Raw genomic sequence first — 20,671 nt, 5'->3', positions numbered from 1 at the left:
GTGGAAAATGCTTGCGGCGGAGCCATTGCAACAATTTATACAAATCATCGTATGATCTGGTTATTGTTTAGGTAATGAAGTAAAGCTTTTCGCTATGCTATAAATAATACATCATGAGAACTTTCAAATTGTTCAGTATCAGTTTCTTTCTCTTAGTGACCTTTAGTCTTCTATCCAATGTTTCATTTTCTCAAAGTCAGGAAAAATTGACAGATCTCAGGTCTCCTGATGGGAAGTTGAAAGTTTTGTTTACTGCCGGTCCGGATGGTACTATTTTTTATTCGTTGATGGCCGATGGTAAACTTTTGCTGCAACCTTCAAGAATGGGCTTGGATGTTTCAACTGCACCAGTGTTTAAATCTAAACAACTGAAGCTTGTTGACACGGTTTGGCAACCAGTTTGGGGTAAGAGGAGTATAGTGCATGACGCATATAAGGAAGTAAAGATTGTATTTGATGTTTATACAATAAGAGCGAGGGCATATAATGACGGTATTGCTTTTAGATATGAAGATGGACAAAGTGCAACTGAATTGACTGAATTCAATTTCGCAGGCAATTACGATGCCTGGTATTATAATGGGGAAAATCATAATATTGGCCCGGAAAAGTTACTGGATGCCAAAGGCATTCGCAGGCCCATTGTAACTATTAAGGCCGCTGATAATCAATATATGGCTATTCATGAAGCAGATCTGGAGAGCGGGGAGCCTTTATTGTTGCAGCCGGTAGCAGGGCGTGCATCAATGCTGGTGCCTTCTAAAAGAGCCAGGGCCTGGCGTGTAATTATGTATGGGAGAACACCGGGGCAATTGATTGATTCCCATTTGCTGGAATTGCTCAACCCCAATCCGGAGTCAGGATCTGATTTTTCATGGGTAAAGCCAGGGGTGGCACTTTGGGATTGGCGAATGAATGGTGCAGTCGTGAATGGATTTAAATACCAGATGTCGCTCCCATCATGGAAAAGGATGGTAGATTTTGCAGCTGTCAATAAAATTCCTTCGCTGGTGTTAGATGCTAACTGGTATGGTCCGGAGTTCAATAAAGAATCGGATCCTTTAAAAGGGGGAAAAGCTGCAGAAGTAAACGAGCTTATTAAATATGGTAAAGAAAAGGGAGTGGGAATCTGGTTATACCTGAATGATGTAGGAGGGAAAAATTATCCTATTGCGGGCATTATAAAACAGTATGGCGATTGGGGAGCAGTAGGTGTTAAGTACGGATTTATGCAGGGGAGTTTTGAAGAAAAAAATATCAGAACCAGGTTAATCACGAAATTATGTGCACAGCATCATTTAATGGTAGATTATCATGACGACCCTGTTCATCCTTACGGGCAAATGCGTACATGGCCCAATGCAGTTACCCGTGAATATTGTCAGGCTCAACTGGATGGGGCTAAAGTATTTCAGCCAAAAACATTTGTTACCTCGGTATTTGTGAATATGGTTGCAGGGCCTTTAGATATGAGTAATGGTGTGGTTGATATGACCCAAAAAGGCCGGGTGGATAATGGTAGTCCGGTGCCGTCCACTATTGTGGCGGAGGCTGCACGCACGCTTATTACTTTTTCCGGGGCCACCATTATCCCCGACATTCCTGAGTATTATAATAAATATCCGGAAATTTTGAAATTCATTTCATCTCAGCAAATGCCCTGGATGGAAAGTAAAACGTTGAGTGGCGAAATTGGTGAATACATTGTAATGGCGCGTAAGGCGTCCACAGGTAACTGGCTGATTGCTGCAGCAACGAATGAAAGTCCCAGAGTATTGAGAATTCCTTTGCACTTTGCAGAGCCGGGAAACTATAAGGCATTGATCATAAAGGATGGAAAAGATGCCAGTTACCTGGTAAACAAAGAAAAATACAGTGTAATAACTTCAATGGTTACACGTAAGCAGTTTATAGATGTTGAGCTGGCAGCAGGAGGCGGAGCTTGTATTTTGCTGGAAAAGGTGAAATGATTTCAGGAGAACCATGGTGTAAATGGACGGCCTTTATTTTTAAAACCCCGACTTTAGTCGGACAATATTTATTTTTTATGATAAGAAGGTGGAGAATGGAATTGATAATTGTCTGTTTGGCCTTGTGTACACTTCATGCATCCGCACAGTCTTCTTTCATCAGGGAAGGAAGTGAAGATGTGACACTTTTTGATGCTAACTGGCGTTTTGCCCGGTTTGGTACGCAAACAGATGGTACTGTCAAAACAGAAACCGCTGGATTGGAACAATCAGGCTTTGCAGATGGAGCGTGGGAGCAATTGGATCTTCCACATGACTGGGCAATAGCAGGTCCTTTTAGAATTGAATTAAGTGGGAATACAGGAAAACTACCCTGGAAAGGAATAGGCTGGTATCGGAAGCAGTTTGATATACCAGGGAAAGATAAGAATAAAAAGATCTTCCTGGATTTTGATGGAGCGATGGCTTATGCCAAAGTTTGGGTGAACGGTCATTATGTGGGAACATGGCCCTACGGCTATAATTCATTTCGCATGGACATTACACCGTACCTGCATTTCGGAGAAAAGAATATAGTGGCGGTAAGACTTGATACAGAAAGCTGGGATTCCAGGTGGTATCCGGGTGGTGGGTTGTACCGGCATGTGTGGCTGGTGAAAACGACCCCTGTACATATTGCGCATTGGGGTACATACATCACTGCCAGCAACATTTCTGATAAACAGGCTCATATAAAACTGGATGTCAGGGTAGAAAACCAGGGAGAGGTACCTGTAAAGACATTTGTAAGCACGGTTATTTATACTTCTCCCGATGGGAAAAATATAGGAAAGAAAATAGCGGCTATCAGTCCACAATCGTTTGAACTTTCTCCTGACAGCTTCAGGAATACCGGTGCTGAACTGACTTTAGACCATCCGGCGCTTTGGTCTTTGGAACATCCTGCATTGTACATCGCACAAACGACGGTGTATACACCGGATGGACAGAAGGATATCTATAACACCGTTTTTGGTATCCGAAAACTTGATTTCACTGCCAGGGACGGATTCCAGTTGAATGGTAAACGTATCGATATTAAAGGGGTATGTCTGCATAGCGATATGGGCGCCATCGGCACGGCTATTAACATCACCGCACTTCGCCGCCAGTTGGCGATCATGAAAAGTATGGGGTGTAACGCCATACGTACGTCTCATAATCCTCCTGCCCCGGAGTTATTGGAACTGGCAGACCAGATGGGATTACTGGTATGGGATGAATCATTTGATGCATGGAAGCATGGTAAGCGTAAGAATGATTATAACAAGCTGTTCCCGGAATGGCATGAAAAAGACCTGGTAGCCATGCTGCATAGAGACAGGAATCATCCTTCTGTTATCATGTGGTCTATAGGCAATGAAGTAATGGATCAGCAGGATGTTGCCCTGACGAAGGAGCTGGCGGATATTGTACATAGAGAAGATCCGACAAGACCGGTTTCAAATGCGTATAACGATCCCGATGGAGGAAGGGCCAGTGGCGCAGCAATGGCACTGGATGTAATGGGCGTCAACTATTTCTTTTCTCAACAGGCGAAATGGGATCATGACGAAAGATATAAGAACAAACCTACCATGGGAAGTGAAACATCTTCCTGTGTTAGCTCCAGAGGCGAATATTTTTTTGGTGAAAATTATAACAACTACCAGGTAACGTCTTATGATGTAGCATGGCCGGGGTGGGGTTGCTCGCCGGATGAACAATTCCGTATTAATGCAAAATATCCACACTTGTTAGGAGAATTTGTATGGACCGGATTCGATTACCTGGGAGAACCTACACCATTTAATTCTGATGAAACGAATTTACTGAACTTCAGAACAGATACCGCAAAGCGGGCGGAACTGGAAAAAGCGCTGGCTGAAATACGGAGAAAAAATCCACCATCCAGAAGCAGTTATTTTGGCATAGTAGATTTATGTGGTTTTCCTAAGGACAGGTTTTATAATTATCAGGCGCATTGGCGTCCCGAACATCCGATGGCGCATATTATGCCTCACTGGAACTGGCCCGGAAGAGTGGATTCTTTGGTGCCTGTGCATGTGTATACTTCGGGTGATAAGGCGGAATTATTTTTAAATGGGAAAAGCCTGGGCATGAAAACTAAAACGCCGGGAATAGATTTTCGCCTGGTATGGGACAGTGTGAGATATCAGCCGGGAGAATTAAAAGTGATAGCTTATAAGGACGGAAAGTATTGGGCCACTGATGTAGTAAAAACTACCGGAGAAGCTAATGGTTTAGTGCTTAAACCGGAGTCGGAAACGGTACCAGGAGATGGTACCGCATTGTGTTATATCACCTTGCTGGTGGTGGATAAAAATAAGATGACAGTCCCCGGATCTCATCCGCTGGTGAAATTTTCTATAGAAGGTCCGGGAGAGATCGTGGCTACCGATAATGGCGATGCCACCTCGCTGGTATCTTTTAAAAGCAGGGAACGTGCGGCCTACAATGGAATGGCGCAGGTGATCATCCGGGCGAAGAAAGGTGCTGCAGGTGTTATAAAAGTGACGGCAGAAAGTGATGGGAACTTAAAGAAGGCCGTAACGACCGTGAAAATAAAGTAAACGATACCTTTCAGATTAGGTGCCCTTTTTTACAAATAGCCGGAGCTGATTTTAGCTCCGGTTTTTTTGTGCGCCATATATGTGTTAGTGCCCGTTTTTATGATGTCGTCAACATGCAATCGATAGTTGAATAGCAGGTTGTTTTATTGAAGAAATAATTTTACATCAAAGCAAAAAAAACACATGTTTCTGTTAAGATGTTGTGAGTGGTGATTGTTTTAATAACATAATTTTATGTCATTGTAATTCCCGTTATATACGTGTTAATATAAGCTGTAGTAGTCAGGATAGAAAAAGTATATTGGGTTTGATCTTGAAGCCGAGCGATTTTTTTCCATTAATTCCAGTTTGATTATTGTTAGGAATAATAATTTTTTGCCTTGTTCATTTATTAAATATGATGAACCAATATTGATTGTAGTTTGCTGTATTTATCAGCGCACGCGAGGACAGATGTTTCAATAGTGCACTTTGCAGGATGTAGCCATTCCTGAAGTGTAGGATCAGTCAGCCATATCAGAAGAAAGTTACGGATCGTAATCAATTGCCGCCCTGCCGTGTTCATTTTTCAGTGAAGTAAAGTAGCTGAACCAAAATTTTTATTGCGAATGTCAGGCTTTGCATTGTTAGATGCGTTGGCAGTTGCTGCTTTTTTATGTGAATTAATGAAAAAATAAACTATGAAGATCAATTGTACACAATTTCATCATCCTGATGAACAACTAGTTTTATTGGTAAATAATAATTCCCGATGTCTGCTTCCCTGGCAATGCCATTAGCCATCATATTTTTCTGATTCCAGGATCCTTTTAGGGGGATAGTTTTTTATGCAGGTTGCCGTCTACTGCTGCGGTACCCGTATTAATTTAATTAAATATTGTTTATGCTTTTATCTGTACGTATTTCTTTTACGTGCCTGCTATCGCTATGTCTGCAAAGTACCTTATATGGATGGAGTGGCGGTTCGCGTATGATACCAGGCATCAGAGACACAGTACCTGCCTTAATGGATACTGCAAATGTGCCAACATTATCAGGTCTCCGGGCTATAAAAACTTCTTCGTCAATAGTCATCAGGTTAGACAGCAACGGTTCCAGGTTAAATTATCTCCCTTTTCCGGCTATACAACAATTACTGAAGGGAAATGTCGCCGGTCTGTATGTGCGTGAATCTTCCGGAGAGCCCGGAACGGCCATTGATATGCTGATACGGGGTAGTGCCGTACCTTTTACCAATCCTAAAGACGTTTATGAATCCCAACCGCTGGTGGTATTGGATGGCATACCATTAGTATCGCCTCATCCTTTTGTGTACGATATTCAGAAGTACAGTTATGTAAGATTGGGTACAGCAACAGATATGCTGAATCGTATAGACGTAAACGATATCGCATCTGTCAGGGTTATTAAAGATGCCGCCGATGCCGCTGTTTATGGGCCAAGGGCAGTGAATGGTGTAATAGAGATTAATACCAGGCAGGCATCTTTACAACGTAGTAGTATTTCCATCAATAGTTGGTTCGGAGTTGCGCAGAAGCCGCATACTAACACGATGAATGCGGCAACAGAAAACAGTTTCCGTGGCATGTTTTATGACAAATACGGTAGCGCCGCAGATTTGAAAAAGTATCCATCTTACCTGCGTGATTCTACCAATCCTGCATATTATGGTCCTGCAGACTGGACAGATCTGTATTATCATAATGCGGCGGTCCGTGGTATTAATGCTAATATCAGCGGCGGTTATCCCCGTGCCAATTTCCGGTTCAGTATTGGCAACGTGCGCAATGCAAATCCGGCAGACAATACCCGGATGGACAGGTATACGGCTAATTTTTCTATTAACATGAAACCGCTGAAGTGGCTGACGATGTCGACCATGCTGAACGGCGCCATGCTGGAGCGAAAAAGAAACACTTACCTGCGCGACAGGTTCGCAGAAATGAGGTACCTCCCTGATCTGACGAACCCATTGTCTCCTAATAAAGAAAACTACGGTACCTACCTGACGGCAGTAAACAAGTCGTACGACAATAACAAGGCAAACGCTTTCGCCGGATTCTTCAGACTGAAAGCGGATGTTACGCAAACCTTTAATTTTACTTCGCAGCTATCCTTCGATTACAATGAAGATATGAGAGATGTCTTCTATCCGGGAACATTGCTGGAGACCAATAACTTTGTGTCCAACTTCGCAGGCTATGGACAGCGCGTTATCTTCGACAACGCGATTCATTTTGCGGCTCCGTGGGGAAAACAGCACTCACTAAAGTTCGATGCCGGTTATTCCCTGCAGTTTGATCAGAACAAGTATGACTATATCTATGCTTATAAAGGCCCTAATGACCTGATCAGGATTAATCAGCTTGATCAGAAGGATGATGGGTCCCTGGAGCCTAAAGCATTCCTGTATCAGCTGGTCTATAAATACCTTGATAAGGAACGGCAAAGACTGGCATCACTATACGGTCGCCTGAGTTATAGCTTTATGCAGCAGGTGGAAGTGTCACTGATGTTGCGTTCAGACGCATCGTCCAATATGCAGGAGGCCTCCCGGTGGTTTGTATCGCCTACCGCCAGCGTGAAATGGGAAATGAAGCCGGCATTGCTGGGTAACTGCCCGTTGATAGACCATGCTGCTCTTTCTGCAGGATGGGGCCGGATAGGCCGGTTGCTCACCTACGACAGATTTGCCCAGGGCCCGCAGTATACCGTTGATATGGGTTGGACAAAGGAGCCAGTCATTAGTTCTTACGGCGGCATCTCCGCTTTGATGCGTCCCTATACCTATGGTTATATCGGTAATGGCGTTTCCTGGCCCTATAGCGACCAGTTAAACGCCGGGTTGGATGTTACCCTTGCCGGTGGAAAGATCTCCTTTAATATCGGCGCATATAGCAGAACTGATAAAAACATGCTGATCGGTGTACCTGCTTTCTCCGATTATGGATATACCGGTGAGTTCAGGAATGGAATGGTGGTAAGAAATGCAGGCGTGGACCTCACAGTAGCATACAGGCCATTGAAACCCGGCAGCAGGCTGCAATGGAATACTTCATTTACCGCCGGCGTTAACCGCAATAAATTACTGGCCCTGCCGGGTGAACTGCAGCAAATAACCATCGGTGACCGCCACCTGGAGGTAGGAAAAGCAATTGACCAGTTCTGGGTGCTGAAAAATGAAGGTATTTACAATGATAGAAATGAAGTACCTGTAGATCCCAAAACCAATCAACCGCTGAATTACCAGGGGATTCCACTGACGAAAGGCGATCCGAAATGGAAAGACCAGAATGGTGATTTTACTATTGACGATAAAGACAAAACCCTTACCGGCCATTACCTGCCTGTTTTCACCGGCGGATGGAGCAACGATTTTACTTACGGCAACTTCAGCTTTGGCTTCTCCCTGTATGCCGTATTGGGTAGAACCATCCTCAACAAGAATATGTCGGACAAGTTTGATTTTATCAACAGGGAAAGTACGCTTGATATGAATGCCGTGAAGGAAATTACTTCCTGGTCTAAAACCGGTGATTATTCGAAATACCCGGTTTATAATCCCTGGAGCAGTGTGGTGCCTTACAGAACAGATCAGGATCTGTTTCTTGAAAACGGTTCCTTCGTAAAGCTCCGCAGTGTCATGCTGGGATATGATCTCACCGGTACCGGATGGTGGAAACGGCGTAAACGACTGGCTGGAGTCAGAAAATTATACGTGTATGGTAACGCCGTCAATCTGCTTACACTCACCCGCTATTCCGGACGTGACCCTGAACTGATCAATTTCAACGGGTATGATACAGGCTATGGCCTGCCTATTCCCAGGACCTACACCCTGGGACTTAAAGTTGAATTGTAAAGGGGACGCTGGTTTTATTAAAACTGATTAATAGAGATAAATGATTATTCGGATGAAAATACGTAATAAGACGCTGTTTACCGGACTATTAATAACGTGCCTGCTATGTGCTTGTACAAAGGAACTGAATATTGATTCCACTAAAGCTGTTGGAGACAAGAATTTCTGGACCTCCTATAAAGACACGCGCGCCGCATTGATGGGTACCTATGGATTATTAAGAGCTGCGTTGTCAGACAATGGCTGTTTCTGGATGTATGGAGAGCTGCGGAATGGAGATTTCGTTTCCGTACAACGACCCGATCTCGATGCTGTCATCAAGGGTAAACTAAATGCTGCTTATCCTCTGTTCAATGCATTAACCAACTGGAGACGATTTTATGCCGTCATTAATGCATCCAATATTTTCCTGGAAAGAGTGGGAGACGTTAAAAAGAACGATCCTAAATACTCTGACCAGAATATGCGTGTAGATATAGCGCAGATAAGGTTTCTAAGGGCCTTTACCTATTTTTATCTCGTTACTGTATGGGGCGATGTTCCTTTTGTTCAGCAGTCGCATGACGGGTCGTTTGAAAACAGGCCAAGAGAAGATAAAGATAAAATACTTGCTTTTGCAGAGAGTGAAATGCTGGCAGCCGCAGCAGATCTGCCATACAATTACAGCTCCGGTGATCCGCAGCAACTGGGTGACTACTACAACGAACCTGGCTCCAGATGGATGAGCGTACTGGCGAGAAAATTATCTGTTTATGGTGTTTTGGCTCACCTGGCTGCCTGGAAAGGTGATTACAGATCGGCCGCTACTTACAGCAAATTTGTGCTGGACAACTACAACAAGAGCGGAATGTATTTTGAGCCTGATACCTATTGGATTTCCGCCCCCAACGGGATGTTCCAGGGGCACAAAACCAACCAGCTTTTCGGTCTTAATTTTGAATTTGATAACCAGGACGCCACTTTCGAAGGCCATATAGAAGATTTTACACTGGCAGAACCTTTTGTCAGGAAATCATTGCCGGATATATTTGTTCCACGGGATTCAATTTTATCTGTTTTTTCCGCACCATCAGATCTGCGGTTTTCACTCGATACCCTTACTGGTAAGCCTAACTATACCGACAGATGGTTTTCCAATTTCAATAGCGACATTCCCATTTTCTGCAAGATCAAAGTGATACAGAAAGGCGGAACAGATCCTTCCTTCCGTTTGTATTCCAGTTGTCTTATTTACACCAGGCTGGAAGAAATAGATTTATTATATGCTGAATCGCTGGCTGTAACAGGCAGTCTTGACGGGGCCATAGACGCCCTGAATAGTATGAGAAGAATTCGAAACGTAACCAGTTTCAAAGCAGGTGGCAGCGAAGACCTGATCGATGCAATTTTCCTGGAAAGAAGAAAGGAAATGATGGGGGAAGCACATCGATGGTTTGACCTGGTAAGGTATAATAAGATCAAACGTAATAATCCTGCTTTTATGAAACTCATCAGCGAAGGCGGAATTTATTGGCCGGTTTCAGCTGATATACTTCGTCAAAATCCACTCATTAAGCAAAACCCATATTGGAAATAATTATTCGGATCTATGATGACAATTAAAAATCCATGTGTGCTGATATTGGCAACCCTGTTGCTCACTGCTGCCTGTAAAAAGGACGGCGGCGATTATAACTACAGTAACACCGGGCACTTATTCCCGGGGACCACTTATGAATATCTGAAAAGCAATACCGGCCGGTTTGATTCTTTATTGCTGGTGCTGGACAGACTTCATTTGTCGGATACGCTGAAAACGGGCAAGTATACGCTGTTTGCGCCTACCAATACAAGTTTCAGATTTGTATTGCAAAACCTCAACGCTATCCGGAAGTCTAAACAACTTCCGCCGGTTTATTTACAACAGGCCGACGCCGCACAGCTGGACACGATGATGACGAAGTATATTCTCCGGCGGGTCTTCAACACAGACGATATGAATTATGCGGATGGTATTACTATGTATACAGTAAAGTATAACTATCCCATGAATGGGCGCCGGAGAACCACCAATTCAGAAGGGTTTATTGGAGGAGGGCCCTCTTACCTCGAGTATAGTGATACCAGGAAGTCAAAGTATAACCGTGATTGGGTAACCACCAGCACTCAATCTGTTAACCTTGCCACTACCACAGGTATAGTGCATGTACTCAGAGAGGATCATGCTTTTGGATTTGATGAATTCATTCTACGCTTAAATAAATAATAAAAATGCCAGTTAATAAATACTTATGCGGTTTTGGGTATGCAGCGTTTTTTTTACTGCTGGTATCGTGTAAAAAAAATCTGCCCGAAGATCTTGACTTTCTGAGCGACAAAGCGATCTATACTTCTACCACCTTTAACCCGGTATTGGGTAGAACCACATTTTATGCGAACATCTTTAACCCCGGGCAATCCTCGCTTCCGCTGAATTTTAGCGTAGCAAACGTGCGCACCAGCAGTGGAAAGTTAACCGATGTGTTTAAGGATAGTGTGGATGTATTGGCCTGGAAGAGAGGATATACGGGATTGGAAAAAACATTGGATGAAATTGACCAAAAGAGAGGACCGGAGAAGCATCGGCTGTGGGAGGTAAGACCACATTCAGGAGAATTTGTACTATGGGCAGGTGCAACAGATCAGTTATTGGCACATTTGCCCGATTCAGGATATATTTTCGACGTAGAAGTGAGTAATTCCGGCGGCCACCGTACTTATAAGGATCTGCGACTGATCTCCTACCGGCAACGGGCATACGAACCTAACCAGTTAGACCCGGTTACCGGATTGGCTAAAAAAGATGGTAACGGTAACCTGCTATATGTAAATCCTACGGTAACGAATATTACAGGAGATGTCAGCGGGAAGTCGTTGTCTTCCGGACAGGTGAGGGTTTATTTTACGAAGAAAGGAACAGGCAATAGTCTGACCTTCCGGTTTTTCGACAAAGATTCTCTGCCCATAGATCCGGCAAAGTTTAACCGCACGGCGTGGGACTCTATTGTACACGGTTTTAATCCCAGGAAAACAGCAACAGGCGTAACGTACGATATAGCGTATCCTGTTCCGCTGGTTAAATTGAAAACACGTTTTACGAACAATGACGGTTCCCAGGCCGCAGTAATATTCTCCTACGACCGGCTTGGTATAGGCAATATCAGATCTGTATCTTCTTTGTTGCTCAATTTTAATATTTACGAAAAAGGGGATTGGGAAATAGCTTTTCACTTTTATAACGATACCCCCAGGTTCAGGGATGAGTAACATCTGGCCACATCAAACCATATTTTCTAAAACTTAAATGATTTCCTCAGATGAAATTTATCTATACCCGGTTAATGCTGACCTGCTGCCTTTTGATGCTAGGGCAGACGCTTGCCGCGCAGAATAAGGTGGCCGTCAAAGGAGTTGTCAGGGAAGCCACTTCAAATGAAAGAATGGTTGGAGTGAGCATTTTGGGTGGTGCCCCTCTCAAGCCAATAGGAGTTACAGGCAGCAGCGGAGAATTCTCCGTACTGGTGGATCCCGGTACCCCATTGGTATTCCGTTTTTTAGGATACTCTGATTTTAAGATAAAGCCCGGCTCCCGGAGGGAGATAACCGTGCAAATGAGCGTGAATGAAAATAAACTGAACGAAGCAGTAATTGTGGGCTACCAGAAGAAGACCCGTGAATCTGTAACCGGTGCGGCAGTCATTGTAAGTGGTAAAGACCTGCAGGATATACCGGTGTCGAATGTGGAGCAGTTACTGCAGGGTAAAGTGGCGGGGCTTAATATCCAGAATAATACCGGCGCCCCCGGTGCGCGAGGTTCTGTTATGCTGCGTGGCTTGTCCACCATTAATGTAACAGGGAAAGGTGATGATGCATTTCTAACACCTACTTCTCCGCTTTACATTGTAGATGGTGTGCCGATCCAGGCAAATACCAATTTTGATTATGGATTTCAAACAGCAGGTCCCGGTGTAAGTCCGCTGTCACTTATTCCTCCTGAAGATATTGAAAGCATAGAAGTGCTCAAAGATGCACAGGCCACTTCATTATATGGTTCGCGCGGCGCATATGGTGTGATCATTATTAATACGCATCGTGGTAATTCACCGGTGCCTGTTGTACGATATACCGGGAATTTTTTCCTGAACACGGTACCTAAGCTGCGGCCAACTATGGGAGGAAAATCGGAGCGGGATTTTCGCCTGGCTGAAATATTCAATTATGGTACGCTGGACGATATTTACAATATTGCTTACACGCCGCTCCTGGCAGATAGTCTGAATCCCTATTATAATAATAGTACAGACTGGCAAGGAGTTTTTTACCGGAATACATTTAATCAGACACATAATGTCGGTATCAGTGGGGGAGATCCTACATTCAATTACAAAGTTAATCTTGGTTATTATAATGAGTCCGGAGTGATCAGGAATACCGGCTTTAGCAGGTATTCACTGAACACGAATATGGAATATAAACCAACGAAGAAGCTCCGTATTTTTGCAGCGCTGTCATCTTCTCTCGGCCTGAGGAACAAAGGCTCAGGATCAGGGTTACTGCAGAAAGGAGTAGCAACAGATGGTAAGTCATCTTCTTTGCTACCACCGCCCAGTTATTTCCTTAGCACCAATAGTGCTTTATCATCTCTTAATACAAAGAATGATAACAAAAGCGGCAATTATCATATCAATCTGGATGTGAATTACGAATTATACAAAGGCGTATCGCTGTCGTCCAGCCTGGGCTACGATTATGGTACTAATACGGAAGATAACTTTACGCCTGCAGCTGCGAACAATGATTTCTCAGAAGCGTATGGGTATAACGATCGCTCATTTACGCTTTTCAACAGGAATGCCTTGTCTTACTATAAGTCTGTTAATGCAACACATAATTTTTTCCTGTCTTTTTCCAACGAAATATATTCTTCCGCTTCTCAACAGGCAGTGATCAAACAGAAAAAGACACCGAACGATCAGTTCCAGGGGCCGTTGGGTGCAGATGGTCTTACTTCCAGGGGAGGCTTGCTGGGATATAATAAAAATCATGTGGCGTCTTTTGCTGGTATTTTCAGTTACGATTTTAAAAAGAAATATATTTTTGATTTTAGCTACCGTATGGATGGATCTTCGGCCAGTGGTCTGTCTAACAGGTACTCCGCCAACCCGGCGCTAGGATTGCGCTGGAACTTCAATAAAGAGCAGTTTGCAAAAGACCTGGCATGGCTCACATTTGGCTCGCTTCGTTTTAGCTGGGGAAGAAATATTGTTCCCAATGGTGATATTTTTTCCTCTTCGGGTCAGTACGACCTCAGGAAAACTTATAATAATGTATCAAGAATTGGTATCAATTTCGGGACTTTGCCCAATCCTTCCCTGAGGCCAACTACCACCACGCAATATGATATAGGCATCGAGGCAGGCTTTTTCGACAGCCGTATAGAACTCATATTTGATACTTATTATAAGCAGGTGGATTTTCTCACACGTGGTAAACCATTGCCTGATATCGCCGGATTCGATCAGGTGATCACTAATGAGGTAGGTATGGTCAATTATGGATATGAGCTGAGTCTTACCTTCCGTCCTTTACCAAAGAGTAGCGCTTTTCAGTGGACTTTTTCCATCAACGGAGCGTTGAATAAAGATGTATTAACGCGGTTACCTGGCAATGAGCGTCAGTTTCTCTCCGGTGATAATATTTATCTCCGGGTAGGACGTAATACCTTCAGCAATTACCTGTATCAGAATCAGGGTGTGTATGCAACAAATGATGATGTGCCTTTGGATCCTGCTACTGGTATCTATCTACATACCCCCGATGGTGTTCCTTTCCACGCAGGGGATGCTAAATTCCGCGACCTGGATGGTAACTATATTATTTCAGATAATGACCGTGTTATTATGGGAAATAGTATGCCACTGATCACCGGCGGTTTTAGTTCTTATTTCAAGTATAAAAGTGTTTCGCTGAATATAAATGGTTCTTTCACGCTCATCAGGGATATTATTAACAGCGCGCTTGTGGAGCGGATGCAGTTTTTACAGAGTCCATTTAAAGGAAATGCCATTACCGTGCTGCCACCCGATGTAACCTACTGGCAAAAGAATGGTGATAACGCCGGCTTTGCGAATGTTTATGATTGGAAGCGTGCGCCGCTCACCCAGCCTTACAGAGCTAATCAGAGTCTTTTCCAGGAAACAGGCAGCTATTATAAACTGAATACCGCGTCTTTGTCCTATACTTTCAACAGGGAAATGACAAAGCATATTGGCTTGAGTTCTGTCAGAGTATATGGCTCGGTCAACAACCTGTTTTCGTGGTCGAAATACCGCGGCCCTAACCMGGAAAATGTAACGGATCTCGGGCGTGACCGTTCAGATGGATATCCCGTGCCACATACTTATAACCTGGGTCTGAACGTGGATTTTTGAGTTGATCATATGTTCCTTCAATTTTTTAATTATGAAACTGAAATTAACTGCTGTTATATTCCTGAGTTTGACTTTGTTTTCCTCCGGATGCAAGAAGTTCCTCACTGTTCAACCGGTGGATAAACTATCCGGAAACGCTTACTGGAAGTCAACTTCGGACGTTGAATCTTTTGTAAGTGATATTTATGGTCAGTTCCGGGATAAGTTACAGACCACCTCTTTTATGGCGGCTTCCGGAGAGCTGAGAGGAGGCCAGGTGAAAATGTCGCCTGAAACGGATCAGAATCAACGCGCCTATATAGATGTGTGCGCGCGGAACAACCTGCTGGGCCTGATCGCAGCCAATGCTCAGTGGAACAGTGGCTTCAACTTTGCCGCAATGACCCAATGGAAGGATTTTTACCGGGTTATTCAATCGACCAACATCCTGGAAAAAGAACTTGGCAGAAATTCCATTCCGGAATTGTCAACTGCAGACATCCACCAGTATGAAGCGGAAGCCGTGTTTATCAGATGTCTGACCTATCTGTTCCTGGTGAGGTTATATGGAGATGTTCCCTATTATACAGAAGCTTATTTAAGCACGCCTTTGCCTAGAATGGATATGGTGACCGTCATCAATAATTGTATTTCAGAACTGGACAAAAGGAAGGACGATCTTCCATGGACGTATAAAGATCCCGCTAAAAGAGCTGTCAGGGCTACAAAAGGAGGAGCACTGGCATTGCTGATGTACATGAATTTGTGGAATGCCGGATTTGATAAAGGGAAAAAGCAGGATTATTTCGGAAAGACGGTCGCATATGGCAAAGAGTTGATTCAAAGTGCTTCCTACAAATTGCTGCCTATAGAAAATTCCGAGCTTATCTTCAAAGGAAGGAGCGAAGAAGGATTGGTGGAAGTTGCACAGAATTTCAATTATGGTGAAACGTTGACTGCCTATGCGCCGTTTTCGGATATGGTGCAGCACTATCCCTACAAGCAACCACGGTCCGGACATGAATATAGTTTTGGCTTTTTTCGGGCCTCGTTTCTTCACATGCTTTATCCCGATGGACAGGCGGATCGCCGGAAGGATTTTTGGTTCGACCAGTCTATGTTCGCAGACAACGGACAATTTCAGTTTATCAAATTTTCAAGCGTTTTTTCGCATGGAGAGGACGTGAACCCGGACAACAATATCATCATCTTCCGGTATGCCACCGCGCTGCTGATGACTGCTGAAGCAATGATGGAAACCGGGAAAACGGAGGACGCTACGGACCTGCTGAATATGATCCGCGACAGAGCCGGCGCACCGAGGTACACCGGGCCTGGTGGGGATGACCTGCGGCAGGCGGTATACCTGGAACAGGCAAAAGAACTCATGGGAGAAGGGTTGTACTATTTTGATCTCGTGAGAACAGGCCGCGTAATGGACCAGAAATGGTGTTATACCCCGTTGACCGTTGATCAGTTTGCACGTGGCGGATGGACCTGGCCACTTGCCACGTCTGTGATGGACAACAACCCTTTGATGAAGCTGAATAATTATTGGACAAACTGATTTTCCATGAAGACAACTAATTTCCTGAAATATTTTGGCGGATTAATGCTGATAGCATTGATGGCTATTTCCTGTAAGAAAGACGATTATTATAAAGACGGAGGTGTTACTTCGCCGGTGTTTAATGGAACGGTCATGGACTACTTACACACAAAGCCGTTTTATTTTGATTCCGTTGAAACAATAGTCAGACTTGCGGGGCTTGATTCTATACTGAATAAAGACTCCCTGACATTTTTTGCACCTACCAACCGGGGCGTTACTAACCTGGTCAGAAGTTTTAACCGTAGTCTTTACCTGCTGGGTAAGGATACTATTAAAACGCTTGCAGACGTGCCTCCGGCAGTCTGGAAAAAGTACCTGTCTATGTATATTTTCAGAGGCGTAAACCTGCTGAAAGATTACCCACAGATTGATTTTGATTTATTGCAGGTGTATGGAGGACAGAATTATCTTTCCCTCAATAACACCGTCATGAACATCGGTGTTACATATGCTACCTCCGGAGGTGTTAAGTATGTTGGTTATCGCCAGTTGAATTTGTCGTACCAGCCGGACCCCTCCGGCGCCGCAGCGAATTATTTTACCCGGGTTCCGGTGGCTTCCTGTAACATTCAGCCCAATCATGCGGCTGTTCATGTACTGGCAGATAACGACAAGTACTTTGGATTTGATCCGGGTAATTTTTTTAACGACTACCTGCATTACAAGCAGTAACAATTTCAGCAGACCCTTAGAAGTATCAATATATGAAGAAATATCTCTGTTATATACTGCTCCTGCTGTTGGCATATGGCTGCCGTCAGAAGGAGAACACATTCCAGAACCCTTATGCGGGAGGTAAAGCGCCTTTAGGAATAAAATTTTCGACTGAGCCGCCGGCTGTAGTGACTGCACCACCAGGCACGATTGTAAGCTTTAAGATTACCGGGTTGCAGCCTTACAGGAATCAGGCGGTATTTTCTTTCAATGGTCAACCGGCACAGGTAATGGAGCTCGACAGCCAGCATATTAGTGTGAAAGTGCCCGATCTGGCAAGTACCGGTAATGTACAGGTGGTTGTGGGAGACCAGATTTTTTACGGACCGGTTTTCAATGTAGCCGGTAAAATTGAAACGGATATTACCTTCCACGTTACTACAGGTACCAACGGTCCTGTAAACAAAATGGAGGAGCTGCCGGATGGCCGTTTTGTAATGGTAGGAGGGTTCACTAATTATGAAAATAAAGGCGTAGTGAATCCCCTGAATGGGATTATCGTCATCAGCCGCAGTGGGGAGCTGGATCGTTCTATGCTTTTTGGCAGGGGCGTTAACGGATCCATATCGGATATCGCGATGCAGCCAGACGGTAAAATGATGATTGCCGGCGGGTTTTCTTCGTTCGATAAACAGAGAGGCGGCGTACACGGTATGTTTAATATTTGCCGCCTTAATGCTAACGGATCTCCTGATACCATCACCGTGCAGTCATTCACTAAAAAGGATACGGTGCCTGCTTTTAACGGAGGAACGGATGATTATATTCAGGAACTGTTCCAGGATGCGCAGGGAGGAACCATTGCAGTGGGCAATTTTAAGTACTATCTCCGTAAAAGATACGGTGTTTCCACATCGGACCACCTGAAAGATTCGCTGGTAATTGACAGCATTGAAGCAGGGCAAGTGATCCGGTTCAAACAGGATGGTGCCATTGATTCCTCTTATCACTACGATCTTGTTTCACATAAGGGGCGACCTGCCACCAACGGTTACATCTCAGGCGCAGTGATGCAGCCGGATGGTAAGATCATCCTGTTTGGCAGATTCAGCAAATATGATGGTATGCCTGTTTTAAATATGGTCCGTATCAACACAGATGGAAGCCTTGATCCTTCCTTTACTGCCGGCGGTGATAATGCAGTTACACGCATTACTTATAATGCCACAACAAAGCAATATGTTGTTGCCGGAGCTTTTATCAATTATAACAACAAGAAATTTAACGGGATAGTGCTGGTCGATGAATCTTTCAATCCGGTCAATGGTTTTTCAACCGGTCCCCTGGAGGATGGTGGCATCAGTTATGGCTTTCAGTTAAATAATGGGTTGATCGTTGCTGCCGGCTACTTTGGACGCTATGATAATGTACAGCGTAATGGCTTTATGGTAATAGATAACAAAGGGAAATTAGTTCCCGGTTATAATTCTACCGGTAAATTTCAGGGTAGTATATCAAATCTGCTGGAAACAAAAACAACTAATGGTGATATACAGCTAACGCTGATGGGCTACATTACTACATTTAATGGACAGCCTATCGGAAATATTACCCGCTTGCTGCTAAAATAAGCCCTATCGTTTCATTGCTAATATGCTATATACATGAATCAATATAAAAAAATAAGCAGACTGCTTTTACCGGTGATATTTACCGTTATAGCAGCATGTAACAAAGACGCAAAAATGATGCGTCAGACACCGGGAGGTAATGATACTATTGCAAATGATCCGCTTCCCAAAGTGCTTTATGTGATTATTGACGGAGCAAGAGGGGCGTCAGTAAATAAGGTGGCTCCTCCATTTCTGACGTCAATGACGAGTAACGCCATTTATTCCTGGAATTCACTTACAGATACCTCCGCGGTGCAGGCAACTTCCTGGGCGGATATGCTGACCGGCGTTAGCCGGCAACGGCATGGGGTGAGCACCAATGATTTCTCGGGTAATAACCTGGCCGCGTATCCTCCGGTTACAAAGCTGATCAAATCCCGTTTGCCCAATTATCCTATTAATTTTTTCTGTGCAAAAAAATCACTGGCAGATTACCTTTCTTCCGGTGCAGATAAAACCGGGTATTTTGAAAATGATGATAAGGCGGTTAAGAATGCCACACTGGATGCATTGGGGAAAGACACGGCCGGATTAATTATTGCGCACTTCGGAAATGTGGATGCAGCGGGAGCCGCTTATGGTTATGATGCCACTGTTCCGCAATACCGCGATGCCATCAATAACATGGATCAGTACCTGGGAGAGATGCTGGGGAAACTGCGGCAACGGAAGAATTTTGCAGGTGAAAAATGGTTGGTAGTGGTTACATCCAGCATAGGAGGGCCATTTCCTGTGGATCCACAACAGGATGATAATACCATATTCAGCAACCCCCGGTTAAATACATTTACCATTGTTTATGCTCCCACCTTCCGGCCGTTTTTCCTTGACCGGCCGTTTAATGGTACCCGGTTTTCCGGAAGCACCGTTCGCCTGTTTGGTAAGGATAGCGCCGTTTTTGCCACGGTGCAGGATGCCATTGATGCCTATAATTTTGGCGATACCACTTCTTTTACGGTGGAGTTGAATATTAAAGTAAACCAGCGTCCGGATGGCAGCTATAATTATACCTGGCCTTCCATACTTGGCAAACGTGCTTCTTTCGATGGTGGCGTGCCAGGATGGGTTATGTTCCTGGAACAGAATTACTGGCAGATAAATTTTGGCCAGTCAGGCAAAGGAAATATCCAGGCCAGAGGCGCTGTTATCGGCGATGGAAAATGGCATAACATTGCCGCAGTGATACTTTCCAGGAATGGAAAGAGATATGCCAGAACCTATACGGATGGCAAGTTTGGTGAGGAAAAGGAGATAACCGGCCAGGGTAATATCAATAGCCCGGCTCCGTTGAGGATGGGATATCTGCCCGGCTCCGTTAATCAACCGGCCGATGTATATATGGCGGCAGTAAGAATATTCAAATGTGCTATAGATGACGCAACAATAGCAAAAGATGCAGCTGCCATAAGAGTAGATGATAATCATCCTTTCGTGGATTTCCTGCTGGGGTACTGGCCGGCTACTGATGGTGCGGGGGGCATATTTAAAGATAAGTCTGCTCTGGGGCATCCTTTCATATTGCAAGGTGTACCCTCTGGCAATTATAGCTGGGATCCGTTCGCAACCGTGTTGCTTCCCCCATCTTCCGCCAACATCCAGACCCTGGTACCTGCCGGTAAAGACATTCCCTTGCTTGTATTGTCCTGGCTGAATGTCATTCCCGATCCGGCATGGCAACTGGAAAGCAAGGCATGGACTACAGGACAAATAAATGTAAAATAGCCAGGTTGGTATATCACTGAAATTATAAACGGAAATAGCAGTATAAATATGCGACCAGGAATGCAGACACATTCCTGGTCGCATATTTTATAAAAAAGTAGACGATGGTATCCAATTTCATTCGCCGGCAGTCTTATA

11 protein-coding genes are annotated in these 20,671 nt (G+C 44.3%); all 11 read left to right on the top strand.

What is annotated here, in order from left to right:
* The first annotated feature begins 113 nt into the window (after positions 1–113).
* The 11 genes from AC1DCV_RS08590 to AC1DCV_RS08540 all read left to right on the top strand — a co-directional run bounded on the left by AC1DCV_RS08590 (position 114) and on the right by AC1DCV_RS08540 (position 20,533).
* Positions 114–1,970 (top strand): glycoside hydrolase family 97 protein, encoded by a 1,857-nt coding sequence (locus AC1DCV_RS08590; protein WP_477022812.1) that lies wholly within the window; start codon positions 114–116, stop codon positions 1,968–1,970.
* Positions 1,971–2,065: 95 nt separating this feature from the next.
* Positions 2,066–4,582, top strand: coding sequence for a beta-galactosidase GalB (galB, locus tag AC1DCV_RS08585; RefSeq protein ID WP_477022811.1), 2,517 nt, complete (start codon positions 2,066–2,068; stop codon positions 4,580–4,582).
* Between the two features lie 883 nt (positions 4,583–5,465).
* A complete protein-coding gene (locus tag AC1DCV_RS08580) occupies positions 5,466–8,444 on the top strand; it encodes a SusC/RagA family TonB-linked outer membrane protein (protein ID WP_477022810.1) in 2,979 nt (992 codons plus the stop codon).
* A gap of 52 nt (positions 8,445–8,496) precedes the next feature.
* The gene (locus tag AC1DCV_RS08575; protein WP_477022809.1) at positions 8,497–10,020 is read left to right on the top strand and encodes a RagB/SusD family nutrient uptake outer membrane protein; all 1,524 of its coding nucleotides are present in this window, start codon (positions 8,497–8,499) and stop codon (positions 10,018–10,020) included.
* Positions 10,021–10,032: 12 nt separating this feature from the next.
* Positions 10,033–10,689 carry a fasciclin domain-containing protein gene (locus AC1DCV_RS08570; RefSeq protein ID WP_477022808.1) on the top strand — a complete coding sequence of 219 codons (657 nt, stop codon included), beginning with the start codon at positions 10,033–10,035 and terminating at the stop codon, positions 10,687–10,689.
* Positions 10,690–10,694: 5 nt separating this feature from the next.
* Positions 10,695–11,729 carry a DUF5007 domain-containing protein gene (locus AC1DCV_RS08565; protein ID WP_477022807.1) on the top strand — a complete coding sequence of 345 codons (1,035 nt, stop codon included), beginning with the start codon at positions 10,695–10,697 and terminating at the stop codon, positions 11,727–11,729.
* 50 nt (positions 11,730–11,779) lie between these two features.
* Positions 11,780–14,893 carry a SusC/RagA family TonB-linked outer membrane protein gene (locus tag AC1DCV_RS08560; RefSeq protein WP_477022806.1) on the top strand — a complete coding sequence of 1,038 codons (3,114 nt, stop codon included), beginning with the start codon at positions 11,780–11,782 and terminating at the stop codon, positions 14,891–14,893.
* Positions 14,894–14,924: 31 nt separating this feature from the next.
* Positions 14,925–16,439 (top strand): RagB/SusD family nutrient uptake outer membrane protein, encoded by a 1,515-nt coding sequence (locus AC1DCV_RS08555; protein WP_477022805.1) that lies wholly within the window; start codon positions 14,925–14,927, stop codon positions 16,437–16,439.
* Positions 16,440–16,445: 6 nt separating this feature from the next.
* Positions 16,446–17,156 (top strand): hypothetical protein, encoded by a 711-nt coding sequence (locus AC1DCV_RS08550; RefSeq protein WP_477022804.1) that lies wholly within the window; start codon positions 16,446–16,448, stop codon positions 17,154–17,156.
* 32 nt (positions 17,157–17,188) lie between these two features.
* Positions 17,189–18,769, top strand: a complete 1,581-nt coding sequence (locus AC1DCV_RS08545; protein ID WP_477022803.1) for a DUF5008 domain-containing protein — start codon at positions 17,189–17,191, stop codon at positions 18,767–18,769.
* A 33-nt stretch (positions 18,770–18,802) separates the two neighbouring features.
* Positions 18,803–20,533: an alkaline phosphatase family protein gene (locus AC1DCV_RS08540; protein ID WP_477022802.1), complete on the top strand. Its 1,731-nt coding sequence runs from the start codon at positions 18,803–18,805 to the stop codon at positions 20,531–20,533.
* Positions 20,534–20,671: the final 138 nt, after the last annotated feature.

This window comes from Chitinophaga sp. 10T418 (assembly GCF_056394125.1).
Note: the sequence above shows the minus strand (reverse complement) of the source record. Positions and strands in the feature narration are given on the sequence as shown.

Coding starts and splice junctions, on each gene's coding strand:
- AC1DCV_RS08590 (WP_477022812.1), top strand. CDS start 114: ATGAGAACTTTCAAATTGTTCAGTATCAGTTTCTTTCTCTTAGTGACC.
- galB (WP_477022811.1), top strand. CDS start 2,066: ATGGAATTGATAATTGTCTGTTTGGCCTTGTGTACACTTCATGCATCC.
- AC1DCV_RS08580 (WP_477022810.1), top strand. CDS start 5,466: ATGCTTTTATCTGTACGTATTTCTTTTACGTGCCTGCTATCGCTATGT.
- AC1DCV_RS08575 (WP_477022809.1), top strand. CDS start 8,497: ATGAAAATACGTAATAAGACGCTGTTTACCGGACTATTAATAACGTGC.
- AC1DCV_RS08570 (WP_477022808.1), top strand. CDS start 10,033: ATGATGACAATTAAAAATCCATGTGTGCTGATATTGGCAACCCTGTTG.
- AC1DCV_RS08565 (WP_477022807.1), top strand. CDS start 10,695: ATGCCAGTTAATAAATACTTATGCGGTTTTGGGTATGCAGCGTTTTTT.
- AC1DCV_RS08555 (WP_477022805.1), top strand. CDS start 14,925: ATGAAACTGAAATTAACTGCTGTTATATTCCTGAGTTTGACTTTGTTT.
- AC1DCV_RS08550 (WP_477022804.1), top strand. CDS start 16,446: ATGAAGACAACTAATTTCCTGAAATATTTTGGCGGATTAATGCTGATA.
- AC1DCV_RS08545 (WP_477022803.1), top strand. CDS start 17,189: ATGAAGAAATATCTCTGTTATATACTGCTCCTGCTGTTGGCATATGGC.
- AC1DCV_RS08540 (WP_477022802.1), top strand. CDS start 18,803: ATGAATCAATATAAAAAAATAAGCAGACTGCTTTTACCGGTGATATTT.